The organism is Nocardia speluncae NBRC 108251, from assembly GCF_001613245.1.
GTDB classification, from domain to species: domain Bacteria; phylum Actinomycetota; class Actinomycetes; order Mycobacteriales; family Mycobacteriaceae; genus Nocardia; species Nocardia speluncae.
Genome location: NZ_BDBZ01000021.1, coordinates 1 through 12,787, shown reverse-complemented (window position 1 = coordinate 12,787; position 12,787 = coordinate 1). Strand labels below are relative to the sequence as shown.

The 12,787-nt window shown below is 67.2% G+C and carries 11 protein-coding genes; 4 read left to right on the top strand and 7 right to left on the bottom strand.

Annotated features, from left to right (window positions below):
* Positions 1 to 132 precede the first annotated feature (132 nt).
* Together NS6_RS20100 and NS6_RS20095 are read right to left on the bottom strand one after the other, a co-directional pair.
* The gene (locus tag NS6_RS20100) at positions 133 to 1,074 is read right to left on the bottom strand and encodes an AraC family transcriptional regulator (protein WP_084471236.1); all 942 of its coding nucleotides are present in this window, start codon (positions 1,072 to 1,074) and stop codon (positions 133 to 135) included.
* A 105-nt stretch (positions 1,075 to 1,179) separates the two neighbouring features.
* A complete protein-coding gene (locus NS6_RS20095) occupies positions 1,180 to 2,007 on the bottom strand; it encodes an alpha/beta fold hydrolase (protein WP_068044014.1) in 828 nt (275 codons plus the stop codon).
* 164 nt (positions 2,008 to 2,171) lie between these two features.
* Between NS6_RS20095 and pta the strand changes: the two genes are divergently transcribed.
* Together pta and NS6_RS20085 are read left to right on the top strand one after the other, a co-directional pair.
* Positions 2,172 to 4,244: a phosphate acetyltransferase gene (gene pta / locus NS6_RS20090; RefSeq protein ID WP_068044012.1), complete on the top strand. Its 2,073-nt coding sequence runs from the start codon at positions 2,172 to 2,174 to the stop codon at positions 4,242 to 4,244.
* Positions 4,245 to 4,270: 26 nt separating this feature from the next.
* Positions 4,271 to 5,473, top strand: coding sequence for an acetate kinase (locus tag NS6_RS20085; RefSeq protein ID WP_068044270.1), 1,203 nt, complete (start codon positions 4,271 to 4,273; stop codon positions 5,471 to 5,473).
* On the opposite strand, the gene yczR is transcribed toward NS6_RS20085, so the two are convergent.
* The gene (gene yczR / locus NS6_RS20080) at positions 5,467 to 6,972 is read right to left on the bottom strand and encodes a MocR-like transcription factor YczR (RefSeq protein WP_068044010.1); all 1,506 of its coding nucleotides are present in this window, start codon (positions 6,970 to 6,972) and stop codon (positions 5,467 to 5,469) included. The genes NS6_RS20085 and yczR overlap by 7 nt on opposite strands.
* Before the next feature lie 60 nt (positions 6,973 to 7,032).
* Here yczR and NS6_RS20075 point away from each other — a divergent pair, with 60 nt between their 5' ends.
* Positions 7,033 to 7,257 carry a hypothetical protein gene (locus NS6_RS20075; RefSeq protein ID WP_068044008.1) on the top strand — a complete coding sequence of 75 codons (225 nt, stop codon included), beginning with the start codon at positions 7,033 to 7,035 and terminating at the stop codon, positions 7,255 to 7,257.
* Between the two features lie 190 nt (positions 7,258 to 7,447).
* Here NS6_RS20075 and NS6_RS20070 read toward each other — a convergent pair whose 3' ends face one another.
* A complete protein-coding gene (locus tag NS6_RS20070; protein ID WP_157112849.1) occupies positions 7,448 to 7,735 on the bottom strand; it encodes a hypothetical protein in 288 nt (95 codons plus the stop codon).
* Between the two features lie 200 nt (positions 7,736 to 7,935).
* Positions 7,936 to 8,784: a helix-turn-helix transcriptional regulator gene (locus NS6_RS20065; protein WP_157112848.1), complete on the bottom strand. Its 849-nt coding sequence runs from the start codon at positions 8,782 to 8,784 to the stop codon at positions 7,936 to 7,938.
* 166 nt (positions 8,785 to 8,950) lie between these two features.
* On the opposite strand from NS6_RS20065, the gene NS6_RS20060 reads away from it, so the two are divergent.
* Positions 8,951 to 9,367: an SRPBCC family protein gene (locus NS6_RS20060; protein WP_068044004.1), complete on the top strand. Its 417-nt coding sequence runs from the start codon at positions 8,951 to 8,953 to the stop codon at positions 9,365 to 9,367.
* A gap of 74 nt (positions 9,368 to 9,441) precedes the next feature.
* On the opposite strand, the gene NS6_RS20055 is transcribed toward NS6_RS20060, so the two are convergent.
* Together NS6_RS20055 and NS6_RS35230 are read right to left on the bottom strand one after the other, a co-directional pair.
* Positions 9,442 to 12,042 (bottom strand): LuxR C-terminal-related transcriptional regulator, encoded by a 2,601-nt coding sequence (locus NS6_RS20055; RefSeq protein WP_068044001.1) that lies wholly within the window; start codon positions 12,040 to 12,042, stop codon positions 9,442 to 9,444.
* 197 nt (positions 12,043 to 12,239) lie between these two features.
* The coding region (locus NS6_RS35230; protein ID WP_443093656.1) for an Rv0361 family membrane protein at positions 12,240 to 12,787 on the bottom strand (548 nt) is incomplete at its 5' end.

The following is a 12,787-nucleotide window of genomic DNA, read 5'->3' as shown; positions in this document are numbered from 1 at the left end:
ACGAAGTGTCGTCACCTGCGGCCGGGCACCGCCGAGCACTACACCGAGCGTGCGTGCGGCGCCGCCGATCCCGGTGGACAGGCGGTGAGACGGCCTGTCTGCTTGTCGGCCACGGTGCCCGCGCGGTGGTTGCTATCGACCGCCGGTGCGTACCTCGTGCGGCGTACATCCGTACCGCGCCTTGAAGGCGGCGCCGAAAACACTGAGCGAGCGGAAGCCACTGGCATGGGCGATATCGGCGATGGTGCGGTCGGCGGAGCCACGGCGCAGTAATCGGTGTGCCCTGGCGAGGCGCTCGGTACGGATCAGCCGGCTGGGGGTTGTCCCCGTGGTGTGCAGCGCGAGCTGGATCTGCCGCAACGACCATCCCAAGCTGTGGGCGATCACTGCGGGCGTGAGCTCGGGTTGCGCAGCATTCCGGCGAACGAAGTCACGGACCGCGATATCGATCGCCCCCAGGGTGGTGGCGGCGTTTCCGGTGGGACGCAGGCACAATCCGAGTAGTTCGACGATCATGTCGCAGGCGGCCGCGAACCCCTGTCCGTCCAGTGCCGCGCGCTGTTCGACGAGGCCGCCGACCATACCCGCGACGACCGGCCCCAACCCCAGCTCCAAATCGATGACCGCGGGACCGCTGCCGGGGTCGAGCGGCAGCGCACCGGCCGGCATGCTCAGTACCCGTGCCCGCGTGCCCCGCGGCTGACGGAAATCCGCCGGCCGGGTTTTCGTCACGACTGCGGCCTGTCCGGGACGAACCCGCACGGCACGGTCGTCTTGCCGGAGACCGAGCACACCTGTGGTCGGGACGGCCAGGCGCAGGCCGGCATCGTCGTCGCGGCGGATATCTTTTCGCGTTCGCGTGTACACGATGTCGTCGGAACAGACATCGATCAGCAGGTAGTCCGCATCGCCCTGGATCGACATGCTGCCCCGGAACGTCGGCGCGTCGGAAAAACAGAACTGTAGGGTGCCCTGGTTGCGGCACACGTGTTCGGCCCAGAAATCGGCCGATGAGCCGGCCGGGACCGCGGAGGTATCGGCCTCGCCCACCGAATACGATTCGACCGGTGCCATGTGCAACCTCCACCCGCTGTGTGCCCCGGTATCCGCGGCACGGACCGGTTCCGGCGTGGACGGGCACGGACAGTCGGAAGCGAACCTACCAGTGCGATGTTGCGCTCATCGCCCTTTATGGGTTCGGCCGGCCAGGAAGGCCCGGATCTCGACATTGACACGATCGGGGACCTCCGCCGCCACCAAGTGGGCGGCGTCGTCGATAACGACCAGTGTCGCCCCAGGAATGGCCTCGGCCATGGCCTCGAGCTCGCGCAGTGGAAATGTCCGGTCTTCTCTGCCGGCGATCACCAAAGTGGGGCAGGTGATCGATGCGAACGCAGTGCGCTGATCCGGACGTTCGATCACCACGGACCGGACGGCTCGGATCAGCGAATCCCGATCGTTCTTCTGCGCGATGGTCTGGACCCGGCGGACGACATCCGGGCGGGATCGCTGCGATGTCGGGCCGAGAAAAGCGTGGACGACCGACCTGGTCAACGGTGGTCTGATGCCGCCGAACATGCGCACGAGAAACAGCAGAACTCGGTACTCCAGCCGTTGGCGCCGGGAAGCCGGCGATGCTGTGCCGTTCATGAAGACGGCCGCTCGGACACGCTCCGGAAATCCGGCGCTGAATGTCGCGCCGACCATCGCGCCCCAGGAATTTCCGACGAAGTAAGTCCACGGCAGTTCGAAATGGTCGAGTATGTCGACTATGCACTGCGCGCATTCACCGAAGGTGAACTGGCGTTCGAGCGGACTGGACCTGCCGTGGCCGGGAGGATCGACCGCGATAACGGTATGACTTCGCGCGAAGTAGTCGATCTGGGCATCCCAGAGGCTCGCATCCATCAGCAGACTCGGCCACATGAGAATGGGGTCGCCCCGGCCGCTGACGGCAACGTGCAATTGCCCCAGCCGGGTGGGGACGAATACATCTCTGGTTTCCATAGGCTGCTCATTCTCATGACCGCGCCCCGGGCATTCGACCGTATTCACGCAAAAGGCATCCGGAAACGCGCACAACAGGTGCCCGGGTCCTTGTCGAGCGGTGACCCGGGCCGTGCCGGGCCATGGGCGCCGACGCACCGGCGCACACCGTTACGCTCTAGCTCATGGCCGAGGTTGCTGCGTCCAGTGTGTACATCGCATCGCCGGAGGGTGATACCGGGAAATCGACCGTAGCGCTCGGTGTGCTGCAGATGTTGTGCGCGACCACCGCGCGGGTGGGAGTGTTCCGGCCCATCACCCGGTCGGTGACCGAACCCGATTACATTCTCGAACTGCTGCTCGAGTACAGCACCGTCGATATCGAATATCAGCAGGCGGTGGGGGTGAGCTACGAGCAGGTACATGCCGATCCGGACGCCGCCATCTCCGAAATCGTCATGCGGTACCACCAGGTGGCGGCGGCCTGTGATGCCGTGGTGATCATCGGCAGCGACTACACGGATGTGGCCAGCCCCAGTGAGCTGCGGTTCAATGCGCGGATCGCAGTGAATCTGGGTGCGCCGGTTCTGCTGGTGGTGCGCGGGTCGCAGCGCTCGCCGGACGAAGTCGAACAGCTGGCGGAGTTGTGCGCTGCCGAACTGGCGAGCGAACACGCACAACTGCTGGCGATCATCGCCAACCGCTGTGCGCCGGACGCCCTCGAGCCGGTGCGCGAGCGGCTCGCCGGATTCGGAGTCCCGTGCTGGAGCCTGCCCGAGGTGCCGCTGCTGATCGCGCCCACCATGGCCGAGCTACGGGAGGCGCTGGACGGCGAACTCTACAGCGGCGACCCCGAACTCCTGCACCGTGAGGCGCTGGGGGTGATGGTGGGCGGAATGACCGCCGAACACATCCTGGAACGGCTTTTCGACGGCGCGGTGGTGATCGCGCCGGGCGACCGGTCCGATGTGCTGCTGAGTGTGGTGAACGCGCACGAGGCGGAGAGTTTCCCGTCGCTGGCCGGGATCGTCATGAACGGGGGGCTGCTCCCCCATCCCGCGATCGCCCGCCTGATCACCGGGCTGAAACCCCGATTACCCATCCTGACCACCGCTTCGGGGACCTACGACACTGCCGGGGTCGCACACCGCACCCGCGGCCGGATGTCCGCCGACAACCCGCGCAAGGTGGATACCGCGCTGGCGCTGATGGAGACCCATGTGGATGCGGCGGAGTTCCTGCGGCGGCTCGAGGTGCCGTTGACAAGCGTGGTAACTCCGCAGATGTTCGAGTACCAGCTGATCGAACGCGCCCGCGCGGACCGCAAAACCATCGTGCTGCCCGAGGGCGACGACGATCGGGTGCTGCGCGCGGCCGGGCGGGTACTTCAACGCAAGGTCGCCGATCTGATCATCCTGGGTGACGAGACGGCCATCCGGGCCCGGGCCGCCGAGCTGGGGGTGGATATCACCGATGCGCAGGTGCTGGACCCACGGGCTTCCGAACATCTCGAGGATTTCGCCCGCGAATACACCGAACTGCGCAAACACAAGGGGATGACGGTCGAACGGGCCCGCGAAACAGTCGGCGATATCTCCTACTTCGGCACGATGATGGTGCATCGCGGGCTCGCCGACGGAATGGTGTCCGGCGCCGCCCACACCACCGCGCACACCATCCGCCCCTCCTTCGAGATCATCAAAACCGTCCCCGGGGTTTCGACGGTATCGAGTGTTTTCCTGATGTGTCTGGCCGACCGGGTACTCGCCTACGGTGACTGCGCCGTCGTTCCCGATCCGACCTCCCAGCAGCTGGCCGATATCGCCATTTCCTCGGCGGCCACCGCGACCCGTTTCGGTATAGATGCGCGAGTGGCGATGCTGTCCTATTCCACCGGCGAATCCGGTACGGGCGCGGATGTGGACAAGGTGCGGGTCGCGACCGGACTCGTCCGGGACCGGGCGCCGGAGCTGCTGGTGGAGGGCCCCATCCAGTACGACGCCGCGATCGAGCCGACGGTCGCCGATGCCAAACTCCCCGGCTCCGAAGTAGCCGGGCGGGCCACAGTTTTCATCTTCCCCGACCTGAACACCGGCAACAACACTTACAAGGCGGTGCAACGCAGTGCGGGCGCGGTCGCGATCGGGCCCGTGCTACAGGGTTTGCGCAAACCGGTGAACGACCTGTCCCGGGGGGCGCTGGTTGCCGATATCGTGAACACGGTGGCCATCACCGCCATTCAGGCGCAGCAGCAGTGACGCGCCCCGGCGAAGAGGAGACGGCGGTGGAACCGATTCGCGTACTCGTGGTCAACTCGGGTTCGTCCTCGATCAAATATCAGCTGCTGGAACCGGATTCGGGAACCATCATCGCGTCCGGTCTCGTCGAGCGGATCGGCGAAGGAGGCGGTGCGATCGAGCACACCGCCGATGATCGGACACTCACCGAACACCGAGATATCCCGGACCACACTGCCGGTCTGCGCCTGGCTTTCGCCAAGTTCGCCGAGACGGGCCATGATCTCACCACCGCCGGGATCACCGCGGTGGGGCATCGCGTCGTGCACGGCGGCGAAGTCTTCTATCGGCCCACTCTGATCGACGACGCGGTTCTGAACACGGTGCGCGAGCTGAGCACGCTCGCGCCGCTGCACAATCCGGCCAATGTCCGCGGGATCATGGCGGTGCGCGAACTACTGCCCGATACACCGCAGGTCGCGGTATTCGATACGGCCTTCTTCCACGGTCTGCCGGCCGCCGCGAAAACATATGCGATCGACAGCAAGATCGCCGAAACGCACGGTATCCGCCGCTACGGCTTCCACGGCACCTCGCACGAATACGTTTCCGGGCGCGCCGCCGAATTACTCGGCCGCCCACCGGAAACGCTGAACCAGATCGTTTTCCACCTGGGTAACGGCGCCTCGGTATCAGCCCTGAGCGGTGGACGCCCGGTGGATACCAGCATGGGACTGACCCCGCTCGAGGGGCTGGTCATGGGCACCCGGTCCGGCGATCTGGACCCCGGGATAATCCTGCACCTCATGCGGACCGCGCATCTGGACGTCGACGGTATCGACAGATTGCTCAACCGCGGGTCGGGGCTGCGCGGGATGGCCGGGGTCAACGACTTCCGGGAGCTGCGCCACCGGATCGATGCCGGCGATACTGCCGCCCGCGCAGCCTACGACGTCTACGTACACCGTCTGCGCCACTATCTCGGCGCCTACCTGATCGACCTGGGCGGGGTCGATGCGGTCACATTCACGGCGGGCGTGGGCGAGAACAATCCCGACGTCCGCGCGGACGCCCTGGCCGGGCTGCACCGGTTCGGGATCGTCGTGGATCCCGAACTCAACACCGCGAAAGCGCGTGGACCTCGCCGGATTTCCCCGCCGCAATGCCCGGTGCAGGTCCTGGTGATCCCGACGAACGAGGAACTGGCCATCGCCCGGGCGGCGGTCACGGTCACCGAGAAGGGTCAATAGCAGGTGAGCGGCTGCAACTGGTCTCCAGCTCGCGGCCCCAAACCGTCGTAGGCGGCCGCGATGGCCGTTACGGCCCGGCGGAGTTCGGGTTCGGGGTTCGTATAGGGCAGGCGTAGAAAACGTTCGAACGCCCCCTGCACCCCGAACCGCGGCCCCGCCGCCAGCAGCACGCCGTGATTGGGGGCAGTGGCCGCCAGCGCGGTCGAGACCGGGGCGGGCAGCTGCGCCCAGACCGACATTCCACCCACGCCGGGCAGCACATACCAGTCCGGCAGGTCCTCGGCCATCGCCGTCAGCAATGCCTCCCTTTGATCGCGCAGCAGTTTGCGGCGGCGCGCGAGAATGGGGTCGGCATGTTCGAGCAGATGGACCGCCGCGAGTTGATCCATCACCGGTGTGCCCAGGTCGACGGTCGCGCGGGTGGTGAGCAACCGGGTGATCAGTGATTCCGAGGTTCGGATCCAGCCGACTCGCAGCCCGCCCCAGAACGATTTGGACGCCGAGCCGATGGTGATCACCTCGGCGCCCTTCGCGAACGCGGCGACCGGCGCCACCGGGGCCGCATCGCCTAGCGACAGGTTCGCCATGGATTCGTCGATGATCAGCATCATCCGGGTCTCCCGGGCGATCGCGGCCAGTTCGGCACGCGCCGGCTGGTCCATCAGGAACCCGGTCGGATTGTTGTGGTCGGGCACCAGATAGGCCAGGCTCGCTGCCGTCTGCCGGGCAGCGCTGCGCAAACCGTCCAGGTCCCAGGCGGTACTCGGATCCTCGAGACGTAACGGCACCGGCACCGGACGGGCACCGACATCCCGGATCGCCTCTATCGCATTCGGGTAGGTGGGGTGGTCGATGAGCACCCGGGCCGAGGGCGGCGCCAGCACGTTCAGCAGCAACCGCAGGCCGTGCTGGGCGCCGAGGGTCACCAGGATCTGGTCGGCGCCGGTCGGCAATCCGCGTTCGGTGTAGCGGCGGGCGATCGCTTCACGCAGCGGTGCGATACCGACCGGATCCATGCCGTGCGTGCTGAGATATGACGGAATACCCTGCAAAGCAACAGAATAGGCTTCCGCCATCTCCGGTGGCGCGGTCATCGCGGCATAGGTCAGATCGACCGCAGGCTGGGTGCCGGTCGCCATGGTGGCCAGGATCCCACGCCCGGCGCGGCCGCCGTCGTGTGCGATGGCGGGCGGTAGCGCGACGGTGGATCGCGATCCTTGCCGCGTGATGAGGTAGCCGTGTTCACGCAGCAGCGCGTAAGTGGAGGTCACGGTGGTGCGGCTGACCCCGAGGGTGGCGGCGAGATCGCGTTCGCTGGGCAGGGCGATCCCCAGCGGCGCCCTGCCGTCGTGGATGAGCAGCCGGATGCCCTCCGCCAAGGCGAGGTAGGCGGGCCGGGCCGGGCGCCGGGCGCCCCCATCGGCCGATGCCGGGTCCGGGCCGCGCCACTGCCCCAGATCGCGGGCCAGACCCGCGGCGCCGAGCACTCTCGTCGACATAGGTCCAGTATCGACCAATTGGCTCTTTATCGGCAAGTCCAATTGGGCGATAGTGGGATCATGACACTCTTTGTGGCACTCGTGGGAGTGGGAACTTTCGTCTATTTCGCCTACCAATACCTGGTCACCGAATCGCGGATACCGGAGCTGCTGGAACGCTACCGGCCACTCGGCTCGGTCACCGACGGATCGGCGACACGTTTCGACGCCGAACGCGGATACCGGGACTTGGATGCCGCACGGTCGCACCGGGAAGCGCTGTCGCTGCGTACCCGCACCATCTGAGGCCCACCACTCCGGGAAAATCCCAGGCAGGGCACTTGTTCCGGTAACACCCCGAACTCGGCGCCGCTTCGTCCGCCGAGCACCGGGGTCGGCCACAGAACGGCAGCGATACAACCCACCGGTATTGCCGCTGCCACCCCGAAGAATCACATCGCCATACCAGTCCAGTTTTTCAACTGGACTGGTACAGCTACTTCAATGGATGCTTCCGGTAGAACTCGCACGCCTCACCTGACAGCAAACCGTCTTCACAGGCGAAATAGGTCTGAATACAGGAATTGGAATCGCACCCCAGCCGCACCAGCTCGTCGCGGATACGCAGACTGCGTTCCTGCGGAGTCTCGGTCGCCACCTGCGAAGCCGCCGGAGCCGCGGCGGTGGCGTGTCCACCGGTGTCCTGCGCACACCCGTAGAGCAGCGCCGTCGCGGCGCACAGCGATACGGTCGCGGCGAACCGGGCGGCGAATTTCCTGCCCATACGCACCTCCACATCCCCAGGTGTTCAACGAGCGGACAGCGTAACCGATCCCAAGAGGACCTATACACTCTTGGACACTTTCGGCCGCCATCCACGCTGTTCAGCGATGATGACGATGGACTCGCTGTCCGGCGACACGGGGCCGGCGCCGGTGTCGACGCAGAGCCACCCATCAGGCGGTGATGCGCGCTTCCCAGCACTCACGTGGGCAGGGCAGCCGGTGTTTGCGGCGCCACGATCAGCGCCACTCCGGTGCGGCTCTCGAGAGTGCGGTTGGTGGGTGAGGTCATCAGTCGGTGCAGGGCGGTGGGGGTGTGGCCCAGGTGTTCGCGGACGGTGCGGGTCAGGTGTGCCTGGTCGGCGAAGCCGAGATGTGCGGCGAGGTCGGCGAGGCCGGTTTCACCGTCGATGATCCGGTCGAGGGCCTGCCCGACTCGAATCCGGTTGCGATAGCGGGTCAGTGTCACTCCCATGTGCTGGGAGAACACCCGGCTCAACCGATAGTGCGAAACCTTCAGCAGTGCGGCCAGAGAACGCAGCCCGGCCGACTCCGGTGCACCGTCGATAATCGCCTCGCGGGCCGCGGTGACCAGCACTCGGTCGGCGGGCCGCGGCCGCGGGACCGGCCGCCCGGCGGCGAGTGCGACGAGCCGGACCAGTTCCTCGGTCACGGCGTAGTCGATATCGCCGCCCGCGGCAGCGGTGAGCATTCGGCGGTGCGCGAGTTCGATACGCGCATCGACGTAGACCGCCCGCGGACTCACCGCCCCTTCCAGGAGATGGGGCGCGATGGTCACCGCGGTGCAGATGTCACCGCCGGCGGGGTGGGAGAACCCCTCCTCCTCACTCGGGGTGCCGATGTAGCCGACAGTGCGGTCCAGGTCGGCGAGTTCGCCATCGGCCTGCCGCCGGAACCGACCTCGGCGCACGAGCACGAGCCGATGATCGTCACGGACTTCCGGAGCCGAGAGGTGTGTGTGATCGGAGCGGCAGTTCACGGTGGTCACGGTGAACTCCGGCCGGGTGGCGAGCGTCGTGGCAGACAGCACCCACAGACCGTACGCCGGGAGTACGACAGGAAACTGTCCGCAAAAATCTTCAAGACCTACGAGGGGCCCGGCACGGATGCTGAGACGGCAACACCGACTGCAACAGGGAGATAACGAGATATGACCGTCCACGCGCACCTCGCCGCAGCCTGACCAGGAGGACTCCATGGCATCCATTCACAAAGAATTCATCGTCGACGCCACCCCCGAGCAGGTCTGGGCTGTTCTCGCTGATTTCGGCGCGGTACACGAGCGCCTCGCCCCGGGCTTCGTCACCGATACTCGCCTCGACGCCGACACTCGAACCGTCACCTTCGCCGACGGCACCATCGTCGCCGAACGACTCGTCGATCTCGACCCGCCGAGCAGGCGCGTGGCCTACTCGGTCGTCGGCGGGCACCTGCACCCCGCCCATCACCACGCCTCGATGCAGGCCCTACCCGCCGAGAACGGCAGAACCCGCTTCGTCTGGCACACCGATGTCCTGCCCGAAGCTCTCGCTGCACAGATGGCCGAGGCCGTCGAGCAGGGGTCGACTGTCATACATCGAGCATTGGAGACGGCAGCGTCCGCAGACAGGTGATAGCGGCGCAGCGGCCGATCGAGACGCCCGAACGGGTGGCGTCTCGGACGGCGTCCGACCGATCCACACCGACGTCAGCGGGCCGATTCTCCACGCAGCAGCGCCGCCAACGACTCCCGGTCGGTGACGTCCAGTTTGGTGCAGGCCCGATACAGGTGGCCTTCCACTGTGCGGATCGAAACGGTGAGCCGGTCGGCGATCTGCCGGTTGCTCAGACCCGCCGCCACCAGATTCGCGATCTCCCGTTCCCGGACGGTGAGCGGTAACGGCTGGGCAGCATCGCGCAGCGCAGGGGTCGACGCACCGCCGCATGCGGCCGCCAGGCGGTTGGCATGGGCCGCCGATTCCAGCAGTCGGCGCCGGTCTCCGGCCCGGTCATGGGCGGTGGCGGCCTGGGCCGCGGCATCGGCGGCCGAGAGCCGGGCGCCCAGGTTTTCGAAATCGGCTGCGGCCGCGTCCAGCCCGGCACCGTCCTGCCGGGACAGCGCCACCGCATGCCGGGCTTGGGCACGAACCAGCGGCCCGTCCACCCGCTCCGCCAGATCGGCCAGTCGCGGTGCCACCGAACCTGCACCGAACCGGGCGGCGGTGTGCAATGCCAGCGCCTCTACGGCGTGCTGACCCGCGCGGGCAGCGGCGTCCGCGGCGCGGACGGCGCGCTCCACTGCGGCGCTGACCGTGCCCTCGGCCGCCGCCAGACAGGCGCGGGCGATCTCGAGTTGCGGCCCGTACACCGCGCTGTGCCGGCCGCCGCGCGCCTCGGCTTCGGCAATGGATTCGGCGGCCTCGACCGGCCGGCCGAGCGCAGCGTAGGCCTCGGCGAGCCGGATCCGGGCGGGGAACATCCAGGCGGCGGCCCCCTCGGCGGTGAGCGCGGCCAGCGCCTGCTCCAAATTGTCGATACCGGCGACGAATCGGCCGTACGCCACATCGACGGTGCCCTGCAAGATCTTCGACATACCCCACGCCAGGTATTGGCCGGGCGCGGAATACCCGAAGTATTCGGTGGCCCGATGGCCCGCTGCCGCCAGATCGCCGGTGAGCACGAGCGCCAGCACCTCGGCATGGGTCGACATGAACCGGTTCAGGCCGTCGATATGCGGCTCCACCGCACGGCCCCGCTCCGCATACTCCCGCGCCTCGGCCGCGCGCCCGAGTAACGCCGCCGCGAGCCCACCACCGAAAGCCGCCCACCACACTGCCCACGGTGGCGCGTCCGCGGCCCGCAGCACCTGTCCGGATTCGCGCAGGGCGTCGCCGAGCCGGTTTTCGCTCACCGCGCATGCGGCGGCCAGTCCGGTCGTGATCAGGGCGATCTTGGGATGCGTGATACGCGAGCGCACCAGTCTCAATACCTCGTCGGCCTTGTCGGCGTCGCCCATGGCCCACAGCAGGTTCGAGACCCGGGTGCTGCCCCACCGGGCCAGCTGGACCTCGTCGAGGTCGTCGGCGTCGAAACCGGCCAGCGTCCGCTCGGCCTCGATGCGGTGCCCCTGCCACAGCAGTGCGCGGGCCAGCAGATCCGCGGATTCCACCCCGCCGCGGCGTTCCACCGCAGCGCGGGCGAACCGTTCGCCCAGCGGTAGATTCGCCAGCCCGATGGCGTCCTCGGCGGCGGATTCGAACAGCTCCAGATCGGCGGACTTATCGCTGTCCAAGGCCAATTCGGCGAGCCGGATCCGATCGGCGGCCGAGTTGATGCGGCGCTGTTTGAGCGCCGAGTACAGCTTGCCGCGTAATCGCCGCGAGGTCGCGATACCCAGCCGGCGCCGGATCACCTCACCGAACAGCGGATGGGTGTACCGCACCACCAAGTCGCGCCCGTCCTCCACCACTCGGATCACGCCACCGTTCTCCGCCGCTTCCACCGCCTCCTCACCGGCGAGCTCGGCCATCACCTGAAAATCCGCGGGTTCACAGAAGGTGAGCAATTCGAGTACCCGCAGCACGGATTCGGGTAGCTGTTCGACCCGGTCCTCCAGTAGCGCGGCCAATTCGGAGGTGACCGCGGCCCGCCCCCGCAACTGCCACACCCCGTTCACCTGTCGCAGCGAACCCGCCTCCAGTGCACCCTCCACCAGATGCCGCAGGAACAGCGCGTTACCGCCCGAGGACTCCCACATCAGGTTGGCGGTGAAACCCTCGAGTTGCCCGTCCAGCATCGATTCCACCAGGTCCACACTCTGCTGCTGAGTGAACGGGGGCAGCTGGATCCGCAGTAGATGACCGTCTTTCCACAGTGTGGTCACCGCATCCGGCACCGGAACACCGTCGCGCACGGTGGCGACGATCCGCGCCGCCTTGTCGATCGCCAATTGCAGCAGCAGAGTCGCGGAGAGTTGGTCGAGCAGATGCGCGTCGTCGACCCCGATGATCGTGAGTCCGTCGGCGAGCAACGCTTCCCGGGCCGCGGCCATGAAGGTCACCGGATCGTGCGCGGTGTACACACCGACCATATGCGCGAACACGCCCAGCGGAATACTGCGCGCCGATTCGGTGCCCGCGACCCAGCGGATATTTCCGCTACCTGCCGTGGCCGCCCGCCGCGCCAGGGTGGTCTTACCGACACCGGGTTCCCCGATGAGTACAGCGCCGACGTGATCCGAGCCGGTGAGCGTTGCGCGAATCGCTTCGAACTCGTTCGCCCGTTCGATCATCGGCCAGTTCCGAGCCATATATCTACTGTATAGGCCGGCAATTACCGAGGGATCGGCGCGAACTGTCCACGGCGCCACCGGCACTGCGTGAGCGAACCCGGGAACCCGGTCGGCCCCTCGCCCAGTTCACAGACCGGACCGTGGGGTACTCCCCCTCCGCACGCGCAACCGGGAAAAGTGAAAGCCCCTCGTTCCCGGTCGCGCATGCACCGCATCTACCGTGCGCCCGCCGGCGGATCGCACACCTTCCAACCGGAGTCGGTTTCCTGCAGGTCGAAGGTGCGGGTGGTTTCCTCCGCATCGGTCTGCACAGTGACCTGCGCCAAAGCCGTGCGATCGGTGATCTTGACCGCGTCGACACCGGTGACCTCGGGAATGCTGCCTTCGCTCACCGCCTGCCGATGGACACCGGCGAACTGCTCCTCCGACAGACCCTGGTAGTAGTCGTGCAGCGCACCGCAGGTGATATTGCGCAATGCCGGCAGGTCACCGCTTTCCAGCGCACCGGTGTAATCGCCGATAGCAGCACTGATCCGGGCCTGCGGAGAATCGTCACCGGACCCGGCACCCACCAGGATCGCGATCAACGCAACCACGAGCGCCACGGCTACGCCACCGGCGATCAGCCAATTCTTGTTGCTGCTGCCCGTCGCCGCGGGGCTCGGTGCCGGTTCCACCCGCTGCGGCTGGGCCCGCTGCGGCGGCGCCTGCGCGACCCGCTGTTCGGCCACAGTGGGTTTCAGGTCGGCAGGTGAGGGCGCCG